This is a genomic window from Micromonospora sp. KLBMP9576, from assembly GCF_050941805.1.
In the GTDB taxonomy this organism is placed as follows: domain Bacteria; phylum Actinomycetota; class Actinomycetes; order Mycobacteriales; family Micromonosporaceae; genus Micromonospora.
The window spans coordinates 40,270-64,033 of sequence record NZ_CP194567.1 but is presented as its reverse complement, the minus strand read 5'-3'; the positions used below and the strand labels follow the sequence as shown (position 1 = coordinate 64,033).

Annotated in this window: 26 protein-coding genes; 14 read left to right on the top strand and 12 right to left on the bottom strand. The window is 73.2% G+C overall.

Going from position 1 to position 23,764, the window contains the following annotated elements:
- Positions 1-97: 97 nt before the first annotated feature.
- Positions 98-679, bottom strand: coding sequence for a YceI family protein (locus tag ACQ452_RS00295; protein WP_433389000.1), 582 nt, complete (start codon positions 677-679; stop codon positions 98-100).
- Positions 680-783: 104 nt separating this feature from the next.
- On the opposite strand from ACQ452_RS00295, the gene ACQ452_RS00290 reads away from it, so the two are divergent.
- The gene (locus tag ACQ452_RS00290; RefSeq protein ID WP_433388998.1) at positions 784-1,281 is read left to right on the top strand and encodes a MarR family winged helix-turn-helix transcriptional regulator; all 498 of its coding nucleotides are present in this window, start codon (positions 784-786) and stop codon (positions 1,279-1,281) included.
- Positions 1,282-1,296: 15 nt separating this feature from the next.
- Here ACQ452_RS00290 and ACQ452_RS00285 read toward each other — a convergent pair whose 3' ends face one another.
- Together ACQ452_RS00285 and ACQ452_RS00280 are read right to left on the bottom strand one after the other, a co-directional pair.
- A complete protein-coding gene (locus tag ACQ452_RS00285; RefSeq protein WP_433388996.1) occupies positions 1,297-2,451 on the bottom strand; it encodes an acyl-CoA dehydrogenase family protein in 1,155 nt (384 codons plus the stop codon).
- 101 nt (positions 2,452-2,552) lie between these two features.
- Complete coding sequence (locus ACQ452_RS00280) at positions 2,553-4,085, bottom strand: acyl-CoA carboxylase subunit beta (protein WP_433388994.1); 1,533 nt, start codon at positions 4,083-4,085, stop codon at positions 2,553-2,555.
- A gap of 179 nt (positions 4,086-4,264) precedes the next feature.
- On the opposite strand from ACQ452_RS00280, the gene ACQ452_RS00275 reads away from it, so the two are divergent.
- Entirely contained in the window at positions 4,265-4,825 is a 561-nt protein-coding gene (locus tag ACQ452_RS00275; RefSeq protein WP_433388992.1) for a snapalysin family zinc-dependent metalloprotease, read from the top strand.
- A gap of 54 nt (positions 4,826-4,879) precedes the next feature.
- Here the strand turns inward: ACQ452_RS00275 and ACQ452_RS00270 are convergent, their stop codons facing one another.
- The gene (locus tag ACQ452_RS00270) at positions 4,880-5,791 is read right to left on the bottom strand and encodes a hydroxymethylglutaryl-CoA lyase (RefSeq protein ID WP_433394487.1); all 912 of its coding nucleotides are present in this window, start codon (positions 5,789-5,791) and stop codon (positions 4,880-4,882) included.
- A 246-nt stretch (positions 5,792-6,037) separates the two neighbouring features.
- On the opposite strand from ACQ452_RS00270, the gene ACQ452_RS00265 reads away from it, so the two are divergent.
- Entirely contained in the window at positions 6,038-6,547 is a 510-nt protein-coding gene (locus tag ACQ452_RS00265) for a hypothetical protein (RefSeq protein ID WP_433388990.1), read from the top strand.
- Positions 6,548-6,578: 31 nt separating this feature from the next.
- Here the strand turns inward: ACQ452_RS00265 and ACQ452_RS00260 are convergent, their stop codons facing one another.
- Positions 6,579-7,916, bottom strand: coding sequence for an acetyl-CoA carboxylase biotin carboxylase subunit (locus ACQ452_RS00260; protein ID WP_433388988.1), 1,338 nt, complete (start codon positions 7,914-7,916; stop codon positions 6,579-6,581).
- Positions 7,917-8,021: 105 nt separating this feature from the next.
- Complete coding sequence (locus tag ACQ452_RS00255; protein ID WP_433388987.1) at positions 8,022-8,645, bottom strand: TetR/AcrR family transcriptional regulator; 624 nt, start codon at positions 8,643-8,645, stop codon at positions 8,022-8,024.
- 125 nt (positions 8,646-8,770) lie between these two features.
- On the opposite strand from ACQ452_RS00255, the gene ACQ452_RS00250 reads away from it, so the two are divergent.
- Positions 8,771-10,159 carry an MFS transporter gene (locus tag ACQ452_RS00250; RefSeq protein ID WP_433388985.1) on the top strand — a complete coding sequence of 463 codons (1,389 nt, stop codon included), beginning with the start codon at positions 8,771-8,773 and terminating at the stop codon, positions 10,157-10,159.
- On the opposite strand, the gene ACQ452_RS00245 is transcribed toward ACQ452_RS00250, so the two are convergent.
- Positions 10,122-11,291 carry an FAD-dependent oxidoreductase gene (locus ACQ452_RS00245; protein ID WP_433388983.1) on the bottom strand — a complete coding sequence of 390 codons (1,170 nt, stop codon included), beginning with the start codon at positions 11,289-11,291 and terminating at the stop codon, positions 10,122-10,124. The genes ACQ452_RS00250 and ACQ452_RS00245 overlap by 38 nt on opposite strands.
- An 89-nt stretch (positions 11,292-11,380) precedes the next feature.
- Between ACQ452_RS00245 and ACQ452_RS00240 the strand changes: the two genes are divergently transcribed.
- The 7 genes from ACQ452_RS00240 (at position 11,381) to ACQ452_RS00210 (ending at position 17,532) form a co-directional block, all read left to right on the top strand.
- Positions 11,381-11,965 (top strand): TetR family transcriptional regulator, encoded by a 585-nt coding sequence (locus tag ACQ452_RS00240; RefSeq protein ID WP_433388982.1) that lies wholly within the window; start codon positions 11,381-11,383, stop codon positions 11,963-11,965.
- A 91-nt stretch (positions 11,966-12,056) separates the two neighbouring features.
- Complete coding sequence (locus tag ACQ452_RS00235) at positions 12,057-12,602, top strand: SigE family RNA polymerase sigma factor (RefSeq protein ID WP_433388980.1); 546 nt, start codon at positions 12,057-12,059, stop codon at positions 12,600-12,602.
- The gene (locus ACQ452_RS00230) at positions 12,599-13,822 is read left to right on the top strand and encodes a hypothetical protein (protein WP_433388979.1); all 1,224 of its coding nucleotides are present in this window, start codon (positions 12,599-12,601) and stop codon (positions 13,820-13,822) included. Before ACQ452_RS00235 ends, ACQ452_RS00230 begins: the two co-directional genes overlap by 4 nt.
- Before the next feature lie 49 nt (positions 13,823-13,871).
- Positions 13,872-14,513 carry a response regulator transcription factor gene (locus ACQ452_RS00225; protein WP_433388978.1) on the top strand — a complete coding sequence of 214 codons (642 nt, stop codon included), beginning with the start codon at positions 13,872-13,874 and terminating at the stop codon, positions 14,511-14,513.
- A gap of 123 nt (positions 14,514-14,636) precedes the next feature.
- Positions 14,637-15,575: an ABC transporter ATP-binding protein gene (locus ACQ452_RS00220; RefSeq protein WP_433388977.1), complete on the top strand. Its 939-nt coding sequence runs from the start codon at positions 14,637-14,639 to the stop codon at positions 15,573-15,575.
- A complete protein-coding gene (locus ACQ452_RS00215; RefSeq protein ID WP_433388976.1) occupies positions 15,575-16,321 on the top strand; it encodes an ABC transporter permease in 747 nt (248 codons plus the stop codon). The genes ACQ452_RS00220 and ACQ452_RS00215 overlap by 1 nt, the downstream gene beginning before the upstream one ends.
- Positions 16,322-16,383: 62 nt before the next feature.
- On the top strand, positions 16,384-17,532 hold the full coding sequence (locus tag ACQ452_RS00210; RefSeq protein WP_433388974.1) for a sensor histidine kinase: 1,149 nt from the start codon (positions 16,384-16,386) through the stop codon (positions 17,530-17,532).
- A gap of 7 nt (positions 17,533-17,539) precedes the next feature.
- Here the strand turns inward: ACQ452_RS00210 and ACQ452_RS00205 are convergent, their stop codons facing one another.
- The 3 genes from ACQ452_RS00205 to ACQ452_RS00195 all read right to left on the bottom strand — a co-directional run bounded on the left by ACQ452_RS00205 (position 17,540) and on the right by ACQ452_RS00195 (position 19,806).
- The gene (locus ACQ452_RS00205) at positions 17,540-18,442 is read right to left on the bottom strand and encodes a sulfurtransferase (RefSeq protein WP_433388972.1); all 903 of its coding nucleotides are present in this window, start codon (positions 18,440-18,442) and stop codon (positions 17,540-17,542) included.
- Between the two features lie 147 nt (positions 18,443-18,589).
- A complete protein-coding gene (locus ACQ452_RS00200) occupies positions 18,590-19,036 on the bottom strand; it encodes an imidazolonepropionase-like domain-containing protein (protein ID WP_433388970.1) in 447 nt (148 codons plus the stop codon).
- A 2-nt stretch (positions 19,037-19,038) separates the two neighbouring features.
- Positions 19,039-19,806 carry an SGNH/GDSL hydrolase family protein gene (locus ACQ452_RS00195; RefSeq protein WP_433388968.1) on the bottom strand — a complete coding sequence of 256 codons (768 nt, stop codon included), beginning with the start codon at positions 19,804-19,806 and terminating at the stop codon, positions 19,039-19,041.
- A gap of 501 nt (positions 19,807-20,307) precedes the next feature.
- On the opposite strand from ACQ452_RS00195, the gene ACQ452_RS00190 reads away from it, so the two are divergent.
- Complete coding sequence (locus tag ACQ452_RS00190) at positions 20,308-20,679, top strand: hypothetical protein (protein ID WP_433388966.1); 372 nt, start codon at positions 20,308-20,310, stop codon at positions 20,677-20,679.
- Positions 20,676-21,179 (top strand): roadblock/LC7 domain-containing protein, encoded by a 504-nt coding sequence (locus ACQ452_RS00185; protein ID WP_433388964.1) that lies wholly within the window; start codon positions 20,676-20,678, stop codon positions 21,177-21,179. The genes ACQ452_RS00190 and ACQ452_RS00185 overlap by 4 nt, the downstream gene beginning before the upstream one ends.
- 124 nt (positions 21,180-21,303) lie before the next feature.
- On the opposite strand, the gene ACQ452_RS00180 is transcribed toward ACQ452_RS00185, so the two are convergent.
- Both ACQ452_RS00180 and ACQ452_RS00175 read right to left on the bottom strand, forming a co-directional pair.
- Entirely contained in the window at positions 21,304-22,512 is a 1,209-nt protein-coding gene (locus ACQ452_RS00180; protein ID WP_433388963.1) for an MFS transporter, read from the bottom strand.
- Complete coding sequence (locus ACQ452_RS00175) at positions 22,509-23,171, bottom strand: NADPH-dependent FMN reductase (RefSeq protein ID WP_433388961.1); 663 nt, start codon at positions 23,169-23,171, stop codon at positions 22,509-22,511. Before ACQ452_RS00175 ends, ACQ452_RS00180 begins: the two co-directional genes overlap by 4 nt.
- Before the next feature lie 54 nt (positions 23,172-23,225).
- Between ACQ452_RS00175 and soxR the strand changes: the two genes are divergently transcribed.
- The gene (gene soxR, locus ACQ452_RS00170) at positions 23,226-23,759 is read left to right on the top strand and encodes a redox-sensitive transcriptional activator SoxR (RefSeq protein ID WP_433388959.1); all 534 of its coding nucleotides are present in this window, start codon (positions 23,226-23,228) and stop codon (positions 23,757-23,759) included.
- The last annotated feature ends 5 nt before the right edge of the window (positions 23,760-23,764 follow it).

Sequence of the window (23,764 nt, the reverse complement as noted above, 5' to 3'; positions counted from 1 at the left end):
GGGCGGCGGACGCCGTGATGACCGCGTCGCAGAGGACCCCGTACGCGCCGCGGGCCCGCGCCGTGGTGCGGCGCGGGCCCGGAAGCGGTCCGGCGGATCAGGCCTGGCGGACGGCCTCGCCCTCGATCTCGATCTTGATCTTCCTGCCGACCAGCACGCCGCCGGTCTCCAGGGCCACGTTCCAGGTCAGGCCGAAGTCCTCGCGGTCGATCTCGGTGGCGGCGGAGAAGCCGAAGATGTCCTGCCCGAACGGGCTGCGCCCGACGCCCTCGAACTCGATCGCCAGCTCGACGGGGCGGGTGACGCCCTTGATCGTCAGCTCGCCCGAGAGGACGAAGTCGTTGCCGTCGCGCGACTTCACGGCCGTGCTGCGGAACTCGAGGGTCGGGAAGCTCTCGACGTCGAGGAACTCGGGGCTGCGCAGGTGCGCGTCCCGGTCGGCCTGGTTGGTGTTGATGGAGGCCGCCTGGATGGTGGCGCTGACCGAGGACCGCATCGGGTCCTCGGCGACGGTGATGGTGGCGCTCGCCTCGGCGAAGTCACCGCGCACCTTGCTGACCATCATGTGCCGGGCGGAGAAGCCCACGCGCTTGTGTGCGACGTCCAGCAGGTAGGTGCCGGCGGTCGGGATCGTGAGGCCTTCCCAGTCGCGGGTGACCGGTGCGGTGCTGCTGGTCATGGAACTGCCCTCCGTGGGGGAAGATTGTTTAGTAGCCCAACGGCTGCTGAAGCAACTATAGGCATAACAACATTCCCTGTGTCAAGGACTGCTAGGATGGTCGCGTGGACCAGAACGTTTTCGACGACCCCAGGATCACCGCCGTCGGCCTGCTCATCGAGGCGCACGCCGGGCTCTCGGCCCGGTTCGCCGCGCAGTTCGAGGAGCACGGTCTCTCACCCGTCGAGTTCGAGGTGCTGACCAGGCTGGCCCGGTCACCCGGCAACCAGTTGCGGATGACCGACCTGGCCGCGCAGACCTCGCTATCAACGAGCGGGGTCACCCGGGTGGTGGACCGGATGGAACGCGACGGGCTGCTCGCCCGCCGCGCGTGCCCCTCCGACCGGCGCAGTTCGTTCGCCGTGGTGACCGCCTCCGGCCTGCAACGGCTCGACGGGGTCCTGCCCGGGCACCTGCGGATCATCGAGCAGTGGTTCACCGGCCAGCTCGACGCGCCGGCGCTCGCCGCCCTGCTCGACGGGCTGCGCCGGGTCCGGGACGCGGTGCACCCCGGCGCCACCGCCGGAAGCACGGGCTCCGCCCCCGACCGGGACGGGTCCTGACCCGTCCCGCCGCCGTCACATGCCCAGGTCGCGAGCGATGATCATGCGCTGCACCTCGGACGTGCCCTCGCCGATCTCCAGGATCTTGGAGTCGCGCCAGAACCGGGCCACCGGATACTCGTTCATGAAGCCGTAGCCACCGTGGATCTGGGTGGCCTCGCGGGCGTTGTCCACCGCGATGGTGCTCGCGTGCAGCTTGGCGATGGCGGCCTGCCGCTTGAAGGGCTCGCCGGCGAGCATCCGCGCCGCCGCGTCGTAGTAGGCCAGGCGGGCGGTGTGCGCCTTCATCTCCATGTCGGCGATCTTGAACTGGATCGCCTGGTAGTTGCCGATCGGCTGGCCGAACGCCTGGCGTTCCCTCGCGTACCGGACCGACTCGTCGACGCAGCCCTGGGCGAGACCGACGGCCAGGGCGGCGATCGCGATACGCCCCTCGTCGAGGATCCGCAGGAACTGGGCGAAGCCCCGGCCGCGCTCACCGAGCAGGTTGGCCGCCGGCACGCGGCAGTCGTCGAAGGTCAGCTCGTGGGTGTCCGAGGCGTTCCAGCCGACCTTCGAGTAGCCCGGCGCGACGGTGAAGCCCGGGGTGCCGGAGGGCACGATGATGGTGGACAGCTCCTTGGCGCCATCCGGGCGGACGCCGGTGACCGCGGTGACGGTGACCAGCGCCGTGATGTCGGTGCCCGAGTTGGTGATGAACGCCTTCGAGCCGTTGATCACCCACTCGTCCGTGGCCTCGTCGAGCACTGCGCGGGTCTGGGTGCCACCCGCGTCCGATCCGGTGCCCGGCTCGGTCAGGCCGAAACCGGCGAGCGCCTCGCCGCTGAGCAGCCTCGGCAGCCACGTCGCCTTCTGCTCGGCCGTGCCGAAGCGGTAGATCGGCATCGCGCCCAGCGAAACCGCCGCCTCCAGGGTGATGGCGACGCTCGAATCGACCCGGGCCAGCTCCTCCAGCGCGAGGCAGAGCGCGAAGTAGTCGCCGCCCATCCCGCCGTACTCCTCGGCGAAGGGGAGGCCGAACAGGCCCATCTTGCCCATCTGCCGGATCACCTCGTACGGGAAGGTGTGCGCCTCGTAGTGCTCCGCGATGACCGGGGCGACCACCTCGCGCGCCAGCTCGCGCACGCTCTCCCGCAGCGCCTCTTGCTCCTCGGTGAGCCGGAAGTCCATGGAATCCTCCTGTGTGGATGACCGCCGGACGCTCGTGACGCCGGGGGAGATCGCTGGTGCGGCGCGGGCCCCGTGCCGGCCGGGTGGGGCCGGCGGCGGGATCAGACCGGGGTGACGCCGTGCCGGCGTCGGGAGAAGTGCCGATCCTTGGTGCGGGCGGCGGCGAACCGGCGGACCAGCTCGCCCCGCAGCTCGTGCGGCTCGACGATCGCGTCCACGACCAGCTCGCTGGCGAGCCGGACCACGTCGATGTCGCGCTCGTAGTCCGCGCGCTTCGCGGCGACGAACGCGGCCCGCTCGGCCTCGTCCTCGATCGCCGCGATCTTGTTGGCGTAGACGGCGTTGACCGCCGCCTCGGCGCCCATCACGGCGATCTTGGCGGTGGGCAGGGCGATCGTGGCGTCCGGCTCGAAGCCGGGGCCGGCCATCGCGTAGAGGCCGGCGCCGTACGCCTTGCGGACCACCACGCAGATCTTGGGTACGGTCGCCTCGGAGATCGCGGTGATCATCTTGGCGCCGTGCCGGATGATGCCCTGCTTCTCCACCACGCTGCCGACCATGAACCCGGGCACGTCGGAGAGGAACAGCAGCGGCACGTTGAACGCGTCGCAGAGCTGCACGAAGCGGGTCGCCTTGTCGGCCGAGTCGACGAAGAGCACGCCGCCCTTGAACATCGAGTTGTTGCCGACCACGCCGACGACCTCGCCGTTGAGCCGGCCGAAGCCGATGGTCAGCTCCTTGGCCCAGAGCGCCTGGATCTCGAAGAAGGAGCCGTCGTCGAGCAGGCCCTTGACGTACCGGCGCATGTCGAACGCCTGCCGCTCGCTCGCCGGCACGAGCGCCGCCAGGTCGGCCTTCTCCGGCGCCTCGACGGCGGGCGCGGCCGGTGGGGCCTGCGTCCAGTTCGCCGGCAGGTACGACAGGTAGCGACGGACCACGTCGAGCGCGTCCGCCTCGGTCTTGCAGAGGAAGTGCCCGACGCCGGACTCGGCGCAGTGCACCTTGGCGCCGCCCATCGCCTCCAGCGTGGTCTTCTCCCCGGTGACCATCTCGACCATCCGGTCGGAGCCGAGGTACATGCTGGCGTTGCCCTCGACCATGGCGACCACGTCGCAGAACGCCGGGATGTACGCCCCGCCGGCCGCGCTGGGCCCGAAGAGCGCGCAGACCTGCGGGATGGCCCCGGAGGCGCGGACCTGGTTCCAGAAGATCTTCCCGGCGCCGCGGCGGCCGGGGAAGAGGTCGACCTGGTCGGTGATCCGGGCGCCGGCCGAGTCGACCAGGTAGACCATCGGCACGCTGGTCGAGTAGGCCCGCTCGATGATCCGGATGATCTTCTCAACGGTACGCGCGCCCCAGCTGCCGGCCTTGACCGTGGAGTCGTTCGCCATCAGGCAGACCGGGCGGCCGTCGATGGTGGCGGTGCCGGTGATGACGCCGTCGGCCGGGAGGCCCTCGGCCATCGAGTTGGCGTAGAGGCCGTCCTCGACGAAGGACCCCTCGTCCACCAGGAGCGCGACCCGCTCCCGGGCGAAGAGCTTGCCCTTGGCCGCGTTCGCCGCATGGTATTTGTCCGCGCCGCCGGACCGGGCCCGCTTGTGGAGCTGCTCCAGTGCCTCACCGTCGAGCGTCACGCCGACCCCCTCGCCGTACGACCTGAACGATCGTTAGGCTAGCGCATCCGCGCCGCGGGCGGCGACTCCGGTGCGGGCCGGGCCGCAACCGGGTCACGACCCCTCCCGCAGACATTGAAAATCATGAATCGATGTGGCTACGCTCCTGACACCCGCTCCCTTCCGGATTGGAGTCAGCGATGACCTCACGGCTCAACCGGCTCGCGGTCGCGTTCGTCGCGACGGCGCTCGCCACCCTCGGCGTAACCGTCGCCAACCCGGCGCCCGCCTCCGCCGCCATGACCATCTGCTACAACACCAGCCAGGCGGGAAGCTACGCCGGCACCGCCAACCAGGCCGCCTCGATCTGGAACAACGCCACGTCGAACCTGACGCTCTCGGCGAACTGCGGCTCCAACCTGCGGATCTACCAGATCAACGGCGGCGGCTCGTACGCCGTCCGGACCAGCCTCGGCAACGGCCGGGTCTACATCGACACCCAGCAGGCCCAGCAGTACAGCCCGCTGCGGATCATGACCCACGAGATCGGGCATATCCTCGGCCTGCCCGACAACTACAACGGCAACTGCTCACTGCTGATGTCCGGCGGCAGCGCCGGCACCAGCTGCACCAACCCGTACCCGAGCACCACCGAGGCGAACCGGGTGACAAACCTCTTCGCCGGCACCCGCAGCACGGACCGCGCCAGCTCCGAAATCTTCCGCGACAGCTGGCCGAGCATGCTCACCACGGTGGGCTGACCGACCGGACACGTGGGAGGGGCCGGCACGACGCCGGCCCCTCCCCGCACGCGGTCAGCCCGGCAGCGGCGTCAGCCGGGTACGCGGCCCCGCGCGCAGCACCCCGGACGGGAGCCGCTTGCCGACCAGCTCCTCGGCCAGCTCGGCCGCCTCGATCAGGGCCGCCAGGTCGATGCCGGTGTCGACGCCCATGTCGTGCAGCATGTGCACCGCCTCCTCGGTGGCCAGGTTTCCGCTGGCCCCCGGCGCGTACGGGCAGCCGCCGAGACCGCCGACGCTGGCGTCGAACTCGGTCACCCCCAACTCCAGCGCCGTCAGCATGTTGGCCAGCGCGGTGCCCCGGGTGTTGTGGAAGTGCAGCAGCACGGGCACGTGCGCGTTGCGGTCGCGTACCGCGGTCAGCAGTTCCCGGACCCGACGCGGAGTGCCCATGCCGGTGGTGTCGCCGAAGGCCACCCGGTCGGCGCCGTCGCGGACCACCCGGTCCACGATGCCGGCCACCCGGGCCGGGTCGGTGTCCCCCTCGTAGGGGCAGCCGAAGCTGGTCGCCACGATCACCTCGGCCTGCGCGCCGGCACCGTGCAGCAGGTCGATCAGCTCGGCGATGTCGTCAAGCGACTCGTCCGTGGAGCGGTTCACGTTGCGCCGGTTGTGCGTGTCGCTGGCCGAGACCACCACCTCGATCTCGGTGAAGCCGGCGGCCAGGGCCCGCTGCGCGCCCCGGGTGTTCGGCACCAGCGCCGAGTAGCGCACCCCGTCGGCCTTCACGGCCCGCTGCCACACCTCGTCGGCGTCGGCCATCTGCGGGATCGCCTTCGGGTGCACGAACGAGACGGCCTCGATCCGCCGCACCCCGGTGCCGGAGAGGGCGTCGAGCAGCCGCACCTTGGCCTCGGTCGGGATCGGGTCCTCGTTCTGGAGCCCGTCGCGCGGCCCGACCTCACGGATCGACACCTCGGCTGGCAGTTGACTCATGGTCACCTCACTGTGACGTGGGATCGTCGGAAATGCCGACCACGCTGCGCGGCCCTCGTGGAGCGCCAGCGGGGGGCGCCGGCCGACCGGTGGTCCCCCCAGGGAACCAGACTGCCGGCATCGACCGCCAGGGCGCCGGCCCGGCTCGCCAGCAGCGGCGTGAACCCCGGCAACGAGGGGTGCATCCCGATGCGTCACGGGACCCAGGGGCGCGGCGACGCTGCTAGCCTGCCCGCCGTGGACGCTACCGAGCACGACGACCTGCGGCACGAGCTGCGACAAACACGCCATCGCGTCGCTCGGCTCGAAACAACCGTGCTGCACCTGGCCTCGCTGGCTGCCGCTGGCCTGGTCATCGTCGGCCTGTTCCTTCCCTACCTGGCCTTCGAGCAGTACGACGAGAGCATGCTGACCATCGGCTTCACGGCCGGCAGGGAGGACGCGTTCTTCGCCGTGGTCTTCATCGGTCTCCTCGTCGTCGCGGTCACGGCCCTGATCCTCCTCGTCGTGGCCGGCGAACGGGCCGGGAGCCCCGCACAGGAGCGCTTCGGGCGCATCGTCGGCTGGCTCATGCTGCTCTCGGCCGCAGGAGCGTCGCTGCTCGCGATGGCCCCCGACGAGGACCTTGACGCGGGGCCGGGCGCGTACGTGTACGCCTCGGGTGCGATCCTCACGTTCGTCATCCTCGCCGCCGAGCGGGGGCGCGACTTCTGGGTCGACGAGCGCCGCGAGAAGGTCTACCGCTGAGCAGACCCGCTCGCGCGCTGGCCCGCGCCGGTCAGCGCATCCGGCCGACGATGCCGGTGTCGTAGTCGCCGGAGAGGAACTCCTCGTTCTCCAGCAGCTCCGCGAAGAACGGGAGGTTGCACTTCGGGCCCGCGATCTCGAAACCCGCCACCGCCGCGCGGGCCCGCTCGATCGCCTCGGCCCGGGTCGCGCCGCTGACGATGAGCTTGGCCATCAGGCTGTCGTAGAACGGGGTGACGGTGTTGCCCTCGACGTAGCCCGAGTCCACCCGGACGCCCGCACCCGCCGGCTCCACCCAGGTCCTGATGACACCGGGCCCGGGCAGGAAGCGCTTCGGGTCCTCGGCGTTGATCCGCAGCTCGATGGCGTGCCCACGCGGGGCGAGCGCGTCCGGGTCGAAGGTCGGCGCCAGTCCCGACGCCACCCGCAACTGCTCCTCGACCAGGTCGACGCCGTAGACCAGCTCGGTGACCGGGTGCTCCACCTGGAGCCGCGTGTTCATCTCCAGGAAGAAGAACTCCTGCGTGGCGGGGTCAAGCAGACACTCGACAGTGCCCGCGTTGCGGTAGTTCACCGCCTCGCCGGCCCGCACGGCCGCCGCCAGGAAGCGCTCGCGCAACTCCGGGGAGACCGCCGGCGACGGGGACTCCTCGACCAGCTTCTGGTTACGGCGCTGCACCGAGCACTCCCGCTCACCGAGGGCCACCACCCGCCCGTCGGCCAGGCCGAGGATCTGCACCTCGACGTGGCGCACCCGGGGAAAGTACCGCTCGATCAGCACCGAGCCGTCGCCGAACATCCGCTCGGCGAAGGAGCGCACCTTGTCGTACTCGCTACGCAGCCCGGCCTCGTCGGTGGCGACGCCCATGCCCATGCCACCGCCGCCGGCCGCGGCCTTGACCATCACCGGGTAGCCGATCTCCGCCGCCGCCGCGACCGCCGCGTCGAGGTCGGCCGCCGGCTCGGTGGTGCCGGGCGCCACCGGCACCCCGGCCTTCGCCATCAGGTTCCGGGCGTTGATCTTGTCGCCCATCGCGGTGATCGCGTCCGCGCCGGGCCCGACCCAGACCAGCCCGCCCGCCTCGACGGTACGGGCGAAGCCGGCGTTCTCCGACAGGAAGCCGTAACCGGGGTGGATGGCCTGCGCACCTGTCGACCGGGCGGCGTCGAGAACGGCCTCGGCGTTGCGGTAGCTCTGGGCCGGGTTGGCCGGACCCACGCAGACCGCCTCGTCGGCCTCCAGCACGAACGGCAGGCCGGCGTCGACCTCGGAGTGCACCGCGATCGCGCGGATGCCGAGCCGCCTGGCGGTACGGATGATCCGGCGGGCGATCTCGCCCCGGTTGGCGACCAACAGCGACTCGATCATGTTTCCTCCCAGCGTCCGGGGTCTGGACGGGTGCCAGAGAACCACGGTCGGAAGGTTACTGACGAGTCGGCGGGGTCACGGGACGGGCCGCCGCCCGGAGCCGGATCAGGAACCGGGGTGGGCCAGGAGGGCGGCCAGGGTGGCGGCGCGCAGCAACTCGGCCCGCCGGTGCCGGTCCACCTCGCCGCCGAGGAACGGCGTCGAGTTCATCAGGCCGAAGGCGGCGTGGGCCAGTACCCGCGCCTCACCGTCGGGCATGCCCGGGTGCAACGTGGTCAGCACGGTCACCCACTGCTCGACGTAGAGCCGCTGGAGCCGGCGGATCCGGCGTCGGGGCTCGTCGGGGAGCCGATCCAGCTCGTGCAGGTGCAGGGCGATCACCGCCGGGTTGGCCAGCGCGAACTCGACGTGGAAGTCGATCAGCGACTCCAGCACCCCGCGCGGGTCGTCGGGATGACCGGTGGACCGCTCCTGGCCACCCGTGAGCAGCTCCTCGCTGACCGGGATCAGCGCCGCGACCAGCATGGCCTCCTTGCCGGCGAAGTGGTGGTAGAGCGCCGGGCCGGTGACCCCGGCGGCCGCGCCGATGTCGTCCATCGAGACGCCGTGGTAGCCCCGGGAGGCGAAGAGACCGACCGCGATCTCCAGGATCTCGTCCTTACGGGACCGGCGCCGACCCGACGCCGCGACACCGCCCGCCCTGCCCCTAGCCTGCTGTTCCACCCTCACCGGGCAAGCGTAGACCTCGACCGACCCGCCGGGGGCCCTCGGTTACCCGCCGGTCGGCTCATCTCGCGGCGGGCGGGGCGGGCCGCCTTGACCCTCGACCCGGTAGAGCCACCAGGGTCGTCGGCATGACCGCACCTCCGCTGGGCCGCGACTACCGGCTGCTCTGGTCCGCCGCCGTGTCGTCGCGGTTCGGCGACGCTCTGCGTACGCCCGCCCTGGCGCTGCTGGCCGCGACGCTGACGCGCGACCCCCGGGTGATCGCGGCGGTGACAGTGGCCGGGCAGCTCCCGCCGCTGCTGTTCGGCCTGCTCGGCGGCGTGTACGCGGACCGCTGGGACCGCCGCCGGACGATGGCGGTGGTGGACGGGCTGCGCGCCGCCGTGGTCGGTGGGCTCGCCCTCGCGGTGGCCCTGGACCGGGCCGGCGTCGCCGCGCTGGTGGCGGTGGCGTTCCTGCTCGCCGCGCTCGGCACCCTCTTCGACGCCGCCTCGTTCGCGATGCTGCCGGCGGTGGTGCCCCCGGCCGCGTTGACCCGGGCGAACGGCCGCCTACAGGCCGGCTCGGCAGTCGCGGGTGGATTCCTCGGCGCCCCCGCGGCCGGCGTGCTCTTCGCCCTCGCCGCGCCCCTGCCGTTCGCCGTGGACGCCCTCACCTTCGCCGCCGCCGCCCTCCTGACCCTCGCCCTCCACCCCCACCCCCGCCCTCTCCCCAGCTCCCCGCGATCTTGCACTTTGTGCCCGAACGAATCCGGCGAAAAGCCCCGGAGTGGGGGCCACAACTGCAAGATCGCGAAGGATGGCCGGGGGCGTGCCGCGCGGAGGGGGCGCGGGCGGGCGCGAGCGGTGTGGCGGGAGGGGGTCGAGGGGGTGCGGTGGGTACGCGGGGACGCGACGCTGTGGCGGCTGACCGTGGCGACCGCCGGGAGCAACCTCGCGATCAGCGGCCTGATGGCGGTGCTGGTGCTCTACGCGCTCGACGTGCTGCGGGTGCCGCCGGCCGGGTACGGGCTGTTCGCCGCGGCGGCGGTCCTCGGCGGGCTCGCCGGCGGGTTGTGGGCGGGCCGGCTGGCCGCCCGGCTCGGCACGGTCCCCACGCTCCGTCTCGTCCTCGCGGGCCAGGCCGTCGCGCTGACCGGGCTGGCGCTGGCCCGGCACCCGGTGCCCGGTGGGCTGGCGCTGGCGGTGTTCGCCGCCGGCACCACGGTGTGGAACGGCCTCTGGGCCTCGTACGGGCAGCGCCACGTCCCGGCCGCCCTGCTCGGCCGGGTGGGTGCCGCCCAGCGGATGGCCGGCCTGCTCACCGCGCCGATCGGCGCGGCCCTCGCCGGCCTGGCCGGCGCGGCGTACGGGGTGGCGCCGGTGGCGGTGGCGGTGGCCGGTGTCTTCGTGCTGGTCGCCCTCACGTCGTGGCGGGGGCTGGCGGCTGCCGGGCCACCGACCGGCACCGCCGAACCGTCGGCCACCGCCACGGCAGAAGTCAGGACGACGCCCCTGCGTTCCCCTCGCGACGGTTGAGGCCGGAGAGCCGCATCGCGAGGCCATGTCGGGCCGGTGGGACGGCGTTGGCCAGACGGATCAGCAGGTTGCGGGGCGCCCGGGCGGCCGGGGGCAGGGTGGCGAGCCGGGTCAGCCGGGCGGCGAAGGCGACCACCTCCTCGGCCATCGGCCGGCGGCGGGCCGCGTACCCGTCGAGCAGTCCTTCCGGGGCACCCGCCAGGACGTCGGCGAGGGTGTCGCCGACGTCGACCGCGTCCACGATGCCCAGGTTCATTCCCTGGCCGCCGGCGGGACTGTGCACGTGCCCGGCGTCTCCGGCGAGCAGCACCCGCCCGCTGCGGAAGGTGTCGGCGACCCGGTGGTGGATCCGGAACCGGGAGCCCCAGAGCACCTCGACCAACCGGTCGGGGCGACGGACCGGCCCGCGCTCGTCGAGGAGCGCCTGGAAGTAGGCGCGGTCGGGAGTGACGGGCGCCTCGGGTACGGCGGCGACCAGCCGGACGATCCCGTCGGGCAGCGGCGCCCAGACCAGCGGCCCGGAGCGGGCCAGGAAGAAGGAGACCCGGTCGCGGGGCAGCGCGCTCTCCACGCGCACGTCGGCGAGGGCGAACGACTCGCCGCCCGCCGGCCCGGAGAAGCCGATCCCGGCCCGTTCCCGCACCGCGCTGTGCATCCCGTCCGCGCCGACCAGGTAGCGGGCGCGGACCGTCGCGCCGTCCGCGAAGGTGGCAACGACGCCGGTCGCGTCCTGGGTCAGCCCCACCATCTCGTACGGTCGCAGCACCGGCACGCCGAGCGCGGCGAGCTGCCCGGCGAGCACCTCCTCGGTGACCGACTGGGAGATCATCAGCGCGTAGGCGTGCCGGGACGGCAGCGAGTCGAACGGCACGGCGAGCAGCGCCCGGTCGCGGTCGCGGACGGTGAACCCCCGCGACCGCAGCCCTCGGGCCACCAGCGGGGCGCCGGCGCCGATGCGGTCGAGCATCTCCAGGGTGTACGCGTGCACGACCGCCGCCCGAGAGGTCGTCAGCGGCCGGTCCAGCCGGTCGACCACGGCCACCCGGACCCCCCGCCCGCCCAGGGCCAGCGCGACGGTCAGACCGGTCGGGCCGGCCCCCACCACCAGTACGTCCGTGCTCGTGGGCAGCATGGCCGGCCTCCATGTCCATCAATGCCAACAAGTGTTGGCAACGCTAGGCCGCACCACGGTGGAGTGTCAACAGGTGTTGGCATACGGTGATGGATGTGACCGATGCCGCGCCGACCCGTAGCCGCCGTTCCGACGCGACCCGGGCGGCGATCCTCCGCGCTGCCCGGGAACGCTTCGCCGCCGACGGCTACGACCGCGCGACCATCCGGGCCATCGCGGCGGACGCCCGGATCGACCCGTCGATGGTGATGCGCTACTACGGCAGCAAGGAGGGGCTCTTCACGGCGGCGGCCGAGTTCGACCTGCGGCTGCCCGACCTCACCGAGGTGCCGCCCGAACGGCTCGGCGAAGTGCTGGTCCGACACTTCATCGACCGCTGGGAGAGCGACGGGACGATGGCCGCGCTGCTGCGTACGGCCGCCACCAACCCGGCGGCGGCCGAGCGGATGCGGGGCATCTTCGCCGACCAGCTCACCACGGCGGTGGCCCGGGTCGTACCGGCCCCGGCGGCGGCCCCCCGGCGCGCCGGGCTGGTCGCGAGCCAGATCCTCGGCCTGGCACTGACCCGGTACGTGCTCCGGTTGCCCCCGGTGGTCGACGCCGACCCGGCCGAACTGGTCGCCTGGGTCGCGCCGACCGTCCAGCGCTACCTGCGCGGCGCGCCCGACGCCTGACCGACCGACGCACGGCACCCAACCTTTCCCGGGTCCCCGTGCGTCTGCCTGGTGACGCGGTATGCGCGACGGCCGGCCGGAGGGAGGGCGGATGGGACCGCCGACGACCGACGACGGACGGGACGGTTACGTCACCTTCGTCGAATGCCACCAGCACCGGCTGCTGCGCGCGGCCTACCTGGTCTGCGGCAACCGGCACCAGGCCGAGGACCTGCTCCAGGAGGCGCTGCTGAAACTGGCCCTGCGCTGGCCCGCCGTGCGGCAGGGCGATCCGGCCGCGTACGTGCGGGCGATCCTCTACCGCGACGCCGTCTCCTGGTGGCGCCGACGCCGCCGGGAGTGGCTCAGCGCGTACCCGCCGGAACGGGCGACGGCCGAGGGGGACGGCGCGCTGCGGCTCGCCCTGCGCGACGCGCTCGACCACCTGCCGCCCCGGCAGCGCGCCGTGCTGGTGCTGCGCTACTTCGAGGACCTGACCGAGGTGGCCACCGCCGAGGCGCTCGGCGTCACCGTCGGCACCGTGAAGAGCCAGTGCCACGCGGCGCTACGGCGGCTCCGCGAGGTCGCGCCGGAGCTTGGTCACGACGAGGGACGGCCCGGCGACGGCCTGGTCACCGGGATGGAGGTGAACCCGTGAGGAAAGAGGAACTGCACCGGCTGCTCACCGTCGTCGCCGAGGACGTCCGGCCGGCGCACCCCGCGACGGCCGGCTGGGACCGGGCCCGCCGGGTGCGTCGCGCCCGCCGCGCCGCCGGTGCCGCCGGGCTCGCGGTCGCCCTGCTCACCGGTGGTACGGCGCTGGCCCTGCGCGCCGTCGACCCGCTGCCACCGGCGACCACCGCGACGCCGGACCGGAGCCCGGCAACCACCGCGACGCCGCGCCGAAGCGCGGTCCCGACCCCCGTGCCCGTGCAGACGGTCCCGGCCGACCTGGCCTATCCCGGAGGCCCACTGGGTCGCCTCGGCGACCCGGTCGCCGCGACCCTGTCGGCCCGCCCGGTCGGCAGGGCGCTGGCGCTCTACCAGCCAAGGGACCCGGAGACCGCCGCCGACGGGCGGATCCGGGTGCTCGGCGACGACGGCCTCGTCCGGGACCTCGACGTGGTCACCCCCGCCCCGACCCGCGACGCGGAGGGCAACGAGGCGCCGCCACTGAAGAACGGGAGTCTCTCCCCGGACGGGCGGAGGGCCGCCTTCGCCCAGACCGACGAGGTGATCGTGGTCGACCTGACCACCGCCGCCGTGCGCCGCCACCCGCTCAGGGGCTACCTGGAGCACGTCCTCTGGTCCGGCGACCGGCTGCTCGTCGGCGACAACGACACGACGTACGAAGTGGAGCCCGGTACGGGTGCCGCCCGGAAGCTGCCGGTGTCGCCCTGGGACGTGGTCGCTCCCGGCCCGGCCGCCCGGCCGGCCGCCCGGCCGGACGCCCTGTTCGAGTTGGACAGCACGCCGGCGAACGTGACACGGATCCGGTCGACCGGCGGCGTCACACAGCGCAGCAGCAGCCCGGTCGACTTCCGCGCGCTGCCACCGGGCAACCAGGTCGAAGAGTTCTACGGGCGGGGCTGGCAGCGCGGCGACCTGGTGGCCCGGGCCGGCTGGCTCGCCATCGGCACCACCAGCGGCCTGGAGGGGGTCGCGCTGTTGAACGCCGGCACGGGCGTGGTGACCCACCTGCTCAACCTGGGCCAGGGCCGCTGGAAGTCCTGCTGCGAGGTGCTCGGCTGGGACCCGGACGGAACGGTGCTGCTGCGCTACGACCCGGGCGGGCTGCTGCGCTGGCGGCCGGAGACCGGCGAGGTCACCGGCGTGGTCAAGAACCTGTACGGCGAGGTCTCCCTCGCCGCCGGCTGACCATCCCGGCCTGCCGCCGGGGCCGTCCGCTCCCCGTACTGTGGCCGCCATGACGGATGCCCTGGTCGGAGCCGGCGCTACGGCACCTATCAAGATCTTGCTGGCCGAGGATCAGGGGATGATGCGCGGGGCGCTCGCCCTCCTGCTGGACCTCGAAGAGGACATGCAGGTCGTGGCCCAGGTGGCGGAAGGCAACGAGATCGTGCCGGTCGCGCTGAAGATCCGGCCCGACGTGGCGGTGCTGGACATCGAACTGCCCGGTCGTAGCGGGCTGGACGCCGCCGACGAGCTGCGCACCGAGCTGCCCGACTGCAAGGTTCTCATCGTCACCACGTTCAGCCGGCCGGGTTACCTGCGCCGGGCGATGCAGGTCGGGGCGCGCGGGTTCCTGTCGAAGGACGGCCCGGTCGACCAGTTGGCCGCGTCGATCCGGCGGGTGCTCGACGGCGAGTCGGTGGTGGACCCCGCGCTGGCGGCTGCCGCACTCAGCGCCGGACCGAGCCCACTGACCGCCCGGGAGCGGGAGGTGCTGACGGCGGGGCAGGGCGGCGCGACGGTCGCGGACATCGCGGTGAGGCTCTGGCTGTCGGAAAGCACCGTCCGCAACTACCTGTCCTCGGCCATCGGCAAGACCGGCGCCCGCAACCGTACGGAGGCGGCCCGGTTCGCCGACGAACGCGGCTGGCTCTGAACGGGCCGCCGCACGAGCCGCCCTGCCGGTCGGTCCCCCGGGTGCCGGCAATGACATTTGTCCTGCCCGAGTCCGGACATTCTCTTCTACAGGTCCGCTGGGCAGCGCAATAGCGTTCTCGGCATGAAGAAGACACACGGGGTGGCACCGACGGTGACCTTTGCCGGCGCGGTCCGGACGTTCGGGGACGTGCAGGCGGTCGCCGGGCTGGATCTGACGATCGGGCCGGGCGAGCGGGTGGCCCTGCTGGGCCGCAACGGTGCGGGCAAGTCGACGTCGATCAGCCTGCTGCTGGGCCTCGACGAGCCGACCGCCGGCGAGGTACGGCTGTTCGGGGACGCGCCGCAGCGGGCGGTCCGCGCCGGGCGGGTCGGCGCGATGCTCCAGGACACCAAGCCCGTCCCCCGGGTAACGGTCCGTGAACTGGTGACCTTCGTGGCCAGCACGTACCCCAGGCCCATGCCGGTCGACGGGGCCCTGGGCCTCGCCGGGCTCGGTGAGCTCGCCAACCGACGGGTGGACCGGCTCTCCGGCGGTCAGGCGCAGCGGGTCAACTTCGCCGTCGCCCTCGTCGGCGACCCGGACCTGCTGGTCCTCGACGAGCCGACCGCCGCGCTCGACGTGGCGGCCCGCCGCTCGTTCTGGGAGTCGATGCACGCGTTCACCGAGCGGGGCAAGACCGTGCTCTTCTCCACCCACTACCTCGACGAGGCGGACCAGAACGCCGACCGGGTCGTCGTCATCGACCGGGGTCGGGTCATCGCCGACGGCAGCGGCGCCGACATCAAGCAGGCCGTCGGCGCCAGCCTGGTCTCCTTCGACCTCCAGGGCCAGCCGGCGCCCGAAGGCCTCGCGTCGCTGCCGGGCGTGCTCTCGGTGACGGTCGTCGACGGCCGGGTACGCCTGCGGACCGCCGACTCCGACGCGACCGTCCACGCCCTGACCCAACAGGGGCCGGTACGGGGCCTCGAAGTGACCTCCGCCGGCCTGGAGGACGCCTTCCTGGCCCTGACCTCCCCCACCGCCGTCCCCACCGCCCCGACCCAGAAGGCAGGTTCCTGATGCTCGGCCAGATCACCCCGGTCTACCAGTACGCCAGGCTGGAACTTCGCCGCACCTTCCGCGACCCCGGCTTCGTCATCTTCGGCATCGGCACGCCCCTGCTGATGTACCTGATGTTCACCAACATCGGCCCCAAGTCCGACGACGCCTCCGGCTGGGCGGTCACCGCGATGGTCGGCCTCGCCGCGTACGGTGCGTTGAGCGCCGGGCTGACGGGAGGCACGGCGGTCGCCGAGGACAAGGCGGCGGGCTGGCTCCGGCAACTGCGCGTCACCCCGCTGACCCCGGCCCAGGCTGTCGTCGGGCGGGCCGCGACCGGTTCACTGATAGTCCTGCCGACGATCACGGTGGTGCTGCTCGCCGGGGCGGTCGTCAACGGCGTACGGCTCGGGCTCGGTCAGTGGGTGGCGTTGATCCTGCTGCTGTGGGTCGGTTCGCTGCCCTTCACCATGCTCGGCCTCGCCAACGGCTACGCCTTCTCCGCCCAGACCACCAACGTGGCCAACGTGGTGACCAATCTGGCGCTCGCGTTCCTCGGCGGCCTGTGGTTCCCGGTCTCGGAGTTTCCTGGCTGGCTGGCCACCGTCGCCCGGTGGACGCCGGCACACCGGCTCGGGGAGTTGGGCTGGGACACCGTCCAGGGTGTCGTGCCGGGCTTCGACACGGTGCTGGTGCTGACCGCCTGGCTGGCGCTGTTCGGCGGGTACGCCGGCTACGCGTACCGTCGGGCCAGCCGCCGCGCCTGACGGTGCGCGATCAGGGCTGTCGCCCGACGGTGCCACCACGACGAGGCGGGAGAGGGCCGAACATGCGAACGTTCCGGTGGCCGAGCATGAACGTCGACGCCGACGAACTGCCGGAGCTGACCAGCGGGAAGGCGTTCCTCCCGTGGCTGATGCTGACCGTCGGTGCCGTCGCCGATCTCGTCCGCGGCGACGTGTCCCTGCCCTGGCTGGCCGGTGCCGGCCTGCTGACCTTCGTCGCGCTCTACGTCGCGGTGACGTTCCGGGCGTTGGGCCCCCGCCGCCACGCGAACCACACCACGCTGGGCCTGCTCGCCGCCCAGGCCGCCGTCACCTACCCGCTCGCCCTGGGCTACGGCGGCAGTTGGATCCAGTTGTTCATGCCGTTGGCCCTGGCGTGCGGTGTCGTACTTCGTGGCCAGCACCTCATCATGGCGCTGGTCGTCCTCGGTGGATCGGCCGGCGTGATCTCCGGCGAGCGGGACCACGACCCGCTGGCGGCGATGATCAACGGGTACGGGACCTTCGTCTCCGGCGTGGTGACGGCCGCGATCCTCGGTCTCGCGGCGACGACGGCGGAGCTGCGCCGTACCCGGGAGGAGCTGGCCCGGTCCGCGGTGGACCAGGAACGGTTGCGCTTCGCCCGCGACCTGCACGACCTGCTCGGCCACAGCATGTCGGTCATCGTCGTGAAGGCCGAGGCCACCCGACGGCTGATGGAGCGCAACCCGGCGCAGGCGGCGGCCCAGGCGGCCGACATCGAGACCGTCGGCCGCCAGGCCCTCACCGAGATCCGGGAAGCCGTCTCGGGCTACCGCGAGAGCAACCTGGCCACGGAACTGGACCGGGCCCGGTCGGCCCTGACCGCAGCGGGGGTGACGCAGCACGTCCAGCTCGCCGGTCCACCGCTCGATCCGGAGTCCGAGGCGGTGCTCAGCTGGGTGGTACGCGAGGCGACGACGAACGTCATCCGGCACAGCGGGGCCAGCCATGTCGAGATCGTCCTGGCGCACACCCCGCCGCAGATCCGGCTGGAGATCACGGACGACGGCGCCGGTCCGCCCCCGGCCCCTGCGGCGGGCCGGCGGGACGCGCCCGCCGGCAACGGGTTGCGGGGCCTGGCGGAGCGCCTCGCCGAGGCGGGCGGGTCGCTGCTGACCCGGCCGGGGCCGCGGGGCGGTCTCCAGGTGGTCGCCGAGCTACCGGGAACGTGACGAGCCGTCAGCCCGCCAGGCCGCCGGGCTGGTCGCCCTTCACGACGGGGGCCCGGACCAGGTTGCCCCACTCGGTCCACGAGCCGTCGTAGTTGCGCACCTGCGGGTAGCCCAGCAGGTGCCGCAGCACGAACCAGGTGTGACTCGACCGCTCGCCGATGCGGCAGTAGGCAACGATGTCGTCGTCGGGGGCGAGCCCGAGCTGGTCGGCGTAGATCGCGCGCAGCTCCTCCGCCGACTTGAACGTGCCGTCGTCGTTGGCGGCTGACTTCCACGGCTTGCTGACCGCGCCCGGGATGTGCCCACCGCGCAGCGCGCCCTCCTGCGGGTAGTCCGGCATGTGCAGCATCTCGCCGGTGTACTCGCCCGGTGACCGCACGTCGACCAGCGGGCGGCCCGCCGCCACGTGCGCCATGACCTGCTCCCGGTACGCCCGGACCGGCGCGTCGTCACGCTGGGGAACGGGGTAGTCGGCGCGGGACCGGACCGGCTTGTCGCGGGTCAGCTCACGGCCCTCGGCGACCCACTTCTGCCGCCCGCCGTCGAGCAGCCGCACGTCGGGGTGGCCGAAGAGCGAGAACACCCACAGGGCGTACGCGGCCCACCAGTTGAAGTTGTCGCCGTAGAAGACGACCGTGTCGCCCCGCCCGATGCCCTTGGCGGCGCACAGCTCGGCGAAGCTCCTCGCGTCGAGGTAGTCCCGACTCACCTGGTCGTTCAGCTCGGTGTGCCAGTCGACCTTCACCGCGCCCGGGATGTGGCCGGTGTCGTAGAGCAGCACGTCCTCGTCGCACTCGACCACGACGAGGCCCTCGTCGCCCAGGTGCGCGGCCAGCCACTCGGTGGTGACCAGCCGGCCCGGGTCCGCGTACGACTGGAGTCGGGGATCGGGATCGCTCGGCACAGACATGATCCCCAAGGTACGCCGGATCGCGGCCCACGGCCGGCCATCGGCGGCGCGTCGGCTGGGCAGTCGAGCGTGGGCGGCCGAGCGGTGCGGTCGAGCGGGGGCGTCGACGGCCGGAACCGGCGACAGTTCCGGCACGCCGGTGGACCGTCAGGCGCGGCGGTGGGCGATCCGGCCGGCGACGACCGTCACCAGGCAGGTGCCGTCGGCGTCGAGGACGGCCAGGTCGGCACGACCACCGGCGACCAGCGCCGCCGGCACCGCGGCGGGCAGCACCAGCAGGCCGCCCCGGTCCACGGCTGCCCGCAGCGCCGGATCTGTCACGTGGGCGGCCAGCACGGTGGTCACCCCCACCCGGAGCAGCGCGTGCACCCGCTCGCGGGGAAAGTCGGCGGCCGGCAGCGGCCCGTCGTGCACCAGCCCCGGCCCGAGCGTGCCCGGCCAACGGCGGAGGCGGGCCTCGGCGTACGCCCCGGTCAGCTCGGCCAGCGGGCCGACCGCGACGATCCGGTCGGCCCGGACCGCGACGGCGGCCCCGGCGGTGGGCGGTGCGTCGGGCGCGGTCCGCAGCAGCGGCGCGGTGTGCAGGGTGAGCACCGTCAGTCGGTGAACGGGCCGAGGAGCGGGCGCTTGGCGGTGACCGTGTCGCCGGAGGAGCGGCCGGTGAGCCGCCGTTTGATCCACGGGGCCAGGTGCTGCCCGGCCCAGCGCAGGTCGGCGGCGCGGGCGGCCAGCCAGGGCGTCGGCGCGGGGTGCTCCGGCACCATCAGCCACTCCTCCTCGCAGCCGACGCCCAGCGCGCCGAGCACCTGCGCGGCGACCCGCCGGTGCCCGACCTCCGAGAGGTGCAGCCGGTCGGTGCTCCAGAGCATGGGGTTGAGGTATGTGTCGTCGGCGTACAGGTCGACCAGGATCGCGCCGTGCCGCTCGGCCGTCTCGCCGACGGCCCGGTTGAGCCACTGCACACGGGGGGCGACGAGCCGCTGGCCGGGCAGCCGGGCCATCACGTCGGCGAACCGGAAGAGGACCACGTCGGCTCCCCCGGAGCGCAGCTTGCGCACCACGTCGTCGAAGCGGGTGGCCAGCGCGTCCGGGTCGAAGGTGCGGCGCAGCACGTCGTTGCCACCCGCGGCGAAACTGATCAGGTCGGGCTTCATGGCGAGCGCGGCGGGCACCTGCTCGGCCACCACGCCCGGGAAGAGCCGGCCCCGGATGGCCAGGTTCGCGTACCGGAAGTCGGGCCCCGCCTCGGCGGCCAGCCTGGTGGCCACCAGGTCGGCCCAGCCCCGGTAGCTGCCGTCCGGGTACGCGTCGTCCATGCCCTCGGTGAAGCTGTCCCCCACCGCCACGTAACTGCGCCAACGCACGTGATCATCCCTCCGACTCCGGCGTGGGGAAGGGCGCCCGCGCAACGCTTCCGGCAGAGGAAGGGGCCTTCCCGACGCGGGACAGTCTTCACCAGACTGCACCCCGTCGGGGGCACGCGCGGGCAAACGTGGCGGAGGTCATCGACCCGGATCAGGGGGCCCGGCTCGGCCCGCCGACGGCGTCCCGGCCCCGACGCGGGCGAACCGCTCGCACCGGCCGCGCGGTGCCGGCCGGCGTCCGGGCGCAGGCGGAACAGGTCGCGGCCGACCGGCCTATCAGGCGAAAGCGGTGCGGACCATCAGTCGAACCGTCCCACATCTGGGACAGTCCCGGCTGCATCCAAGATGCCGGTCAGCCGCATACGAGGCGGTTGGGGTGCATTGCGGCCTGCAATATGCGAGCCTCGACCGAGTCATCATCACGGGTCCGAATCACATGTCACCGTCAGGTGACACTCTGCCGAGCAGGGGTGACTCGGGCCAGTCCTGGGGAGAAACACTGTGTCGAACCTTGACCTGGCGCTGAAGAGTGCAATGAGCATCGACGGCGCGATCGGCGTCGCGCTCGTCGATTACCACAGCGGCATGACACTCGGCCTGGCCGGCGGCAACGGGGAGATCGATCTGAGCGTCGCCGCCGCCGGCAACACCGACGTCGTCCGCGCCAAGCTGCGCACCATCGAGATGCTCAACCTCAACGACGAGATCGAGGACATCCTCATCACGCTCGGCGCCCAGTACCACCTGATCCGCCCGTTGACCGGCCGCACCGGCAAGGGACTCTTCCTCTATCTGATGGTCAGCAAGAGCGGTGCCAACCTGGCGATGGCACGTCACCAGCTGCGCACCATCGAGAAGAGCCTGGAACTGTGAGCCTGCCCGACGACTCCGGCACGCCTCTTCCGCGCCGCACGGCGCGCGGCATGGACACCCTGCCGCCACCGCGCCGGCTACCCCCGTCGCTGGCCGGGAGCACGTCGCTGCCGTACCCGATGATCGGGCGGGAACTAGCGGAGTTGCGCCTGCAGATCCCCGGGGTGCACGGCTGCGTCCTCGGCGGGGTGGACGGCCTGCTCATCACCCACAACCTGCAGACCGACGTCGATCCGCACGACCTGGCGGCGCTCGCCGCCACCACGTACGGGCTGGGCCGGCAGGTCGGGCTCCGGCTGGGGCAGGGCGACTTCCGGCAGTCCACGGTCCGCAACACCGACGGCTACCTGAGCGTCTACGCCGTCAGCGCCCAGGCGCTGCTCGCCGTGGTCGGCGCGGACAGCGTCAACGTGGCCCGGCTGCACCTGCACGCCCCGGCGGTGGCGGAGCGGCTCGCCGCCCTGCTGGAGGAGTCCGTCCACGCCGGCCAAGGGTCCTGAGGGCAGGCCCTGGTCCGGCGGCGTGCAGGGCTGCCGGACCCGGTCGGGCGGAACGCGGGCCCGCCCCGCTCCGCCCGACCGGGTCCGGCAGGCCGTCGGCCCGGGCGCGGGCCGCGTCGACCGGTCAGGTCGCCGACGACCGCCGCCCGCCGCGCAGGCGAACGGCGAGCAGCGCCAGGGTGGCGCCGGCCAGCGCCGCCCCGGCCAGGAACGTGCCGCGCGTCGAGGTGGCCGCCTGGATCGACCCGAGCAGCAGCGGCGAGACGAACAGGCCGGCGAAGGTGGCGCTGGCCAGCAGCGCGGTGGCCTGACCGCGCCGGGCGGGCGGCGAGTGTTCGGCCACCAGCACGGTCAGCGCCGGCACGACCAGCCCCATGCCGATTCCGAACACGGCCGGCGCGACGAGCATCAGCGCCGGCGAACCAGTCAGCCCGAGGGTGACCAGCGCGACCGCGAAGACGGCGAGGGTGACCGCGAGCAGCCGCGCCTGCCCCAGGCGGGCCCGGGCCCGCGCATAGCCGAGACCGACGACGCTCATGGCCAGCGACGGGGCGGCCGTGAACAGCGCCACGGCGGCCGTCTCGGTGATGCCGACCTCGGCCAGCCGCTGCGGCAGGAACACCAGCACCCCGTACAGCAGCAGGCTGGTCACCGCCTGGAGGCCGTAGATCCCGACGAGTGGGGGGTGCTGGCGGAGCAGGTTCCACAGCGACCCCGACCGGCCCGGTGGCGCGCTGGCGCGGGCGGCGGCGCGACGGGCCGGGAGCACCCGGAGCGTGACCAGCCCCAGGGGCACCCCGACCAGGTAGACGCCGAAGGGGGCGTGCCAGGAGAGCCCGCCCAACACGCCGCCGAGCAGCGGGAAGAGCACCCCGCCGAGGCTGATCGCGGTGGACCGCCAGCCCATCGCCCGGTCGCGGGCCACCCCCGCGTAGAGGTCGAGCAGCCCGAGCGTGGTCCCCGCGAAGACCAGCGCCGCGCCGACGCCGAACAGCAGGCGGGTGGCGATCAGCAGGGGGTAGCTGTCGGTGACCAGACCCGCGCCGCCGGCGAGTCCGTACAGGACCAGCCCGAGAGCCAGGGGGGTGCGCACCCCCCATCGGTCGATGGCGCGGCCGACCAGCGGGCCGGCGAGGGCGAGGGAGAGTCCGTGCGCGGTGAGGACGAGCCCGGCGGCGGTGCCGGTGAGCCGGAGTTCGCCGCGGATCAGCTCGACCACCGGGGTCAGCACCGCGCCCGCGAGCACGGTCAGCAGGGAGCCGGCGAGCAGGACGGCAGTCGCCGCCCGGCGACCGGCGACGGGGGCGGCGGAGGCCGCGGCGACGCCCGTCACGAGCGGGTCGCCTGTTCCGCCCGCCGCCGGGCGGCGTCGGCCGCCGACGGCCGGGCCGGATTCGCCGTCACCGGCAGGGCCGGGGCCTCCGGCGTCGGACGGCGGACCGGGGCCAGGGCCACCGCCCAGGTGAGTAGTTCGTCGAGCATCGCGGCCAGGCTGCGTTCCTGGTGCGCGGCGGGGGTCGGGCGTTCCCCGGTGAAGTCGGTGGGCAGGGACAGCCCGACGGCGGTACGCACTCCGGCGACCCGGACCTCCGCCAGCACCAGGCGTAGCGCCTCGACGGCCCGCCAGCCCCCGGTCACGCCGTACCCGACGAAGCCGGCCGCCTTGTGGTGCCACTCGGCACACAGGTAGTCGATCGCGTTCTTGCAGGCGGCCGAGGTGGAGTGGTTGTACTCCGGGGTGACGAAGACGAACCCGTCGCACGGCTCGACGGCGGCGGCCCAGGCTCGGGTGTGCGGGTGGCGGTAGTCGCCGAACGCCGCCGGGACCGGCTCGTCCAGCAGGGGCAGGTTGAAGTCGGCGAGGTCGAGCATCCCGAACGCGACACCGGGGTGTCGCTCGCGGGCGAGGTGGTGCACCCAGTCGGCCACCGCCCTGCCCCGCCGTCCGGGCCGCGTCGACCCCACGACGATTCCGATCCGTGTCGGCTCCATGATGCGAGTCTTCAACCTCGACCATGGTCGAGGTCAAGCCGTTAGCATGCCGACATGGCGAGCCTCCCGCCCCACCACACCGAGCTGACCGTCGGCCAGGTCGCGGCCCGCACCGGCGTCGCCGTCACGGCCCTGCACTTCTACGAAACCAAGGGGCTGATCCACAGTCGACGCACCAGCGGCGGACAGCGCCGCTACCCCCGCGACGTGATCCGGCGGGTGTCCTTCATCCGGGTCGCCCAACGGGTCGGCATCCCGCTCCGGCTCGTCGCCGAGGCGCTGGCCGGTCTGCCGGACGGGCGTACCCCGACCCGGGAGGACTGGGCCCTGCTCTCCGTCACCTGGCAGGCCGAACTCGACCAGCGCATCGCCCAGCTCCAGCACCTGCGCGACGACCTGACCGACTGCATCGGGTGCGGCTGCCTCTCCATCGACCGCTGCCTCCTGCGCAACGCCGACGACCACCTCGGCGAGACCGGTCAGGGCCCGCGCCGCCTGCTCGGTCCGCGAGCCGTGCCGGACGACTGTTCCGGCACCTCTCCCACGCCCTCGGAGGCTGATCCGACCCGGAGCCGTCGTGTCCCGTGACACGA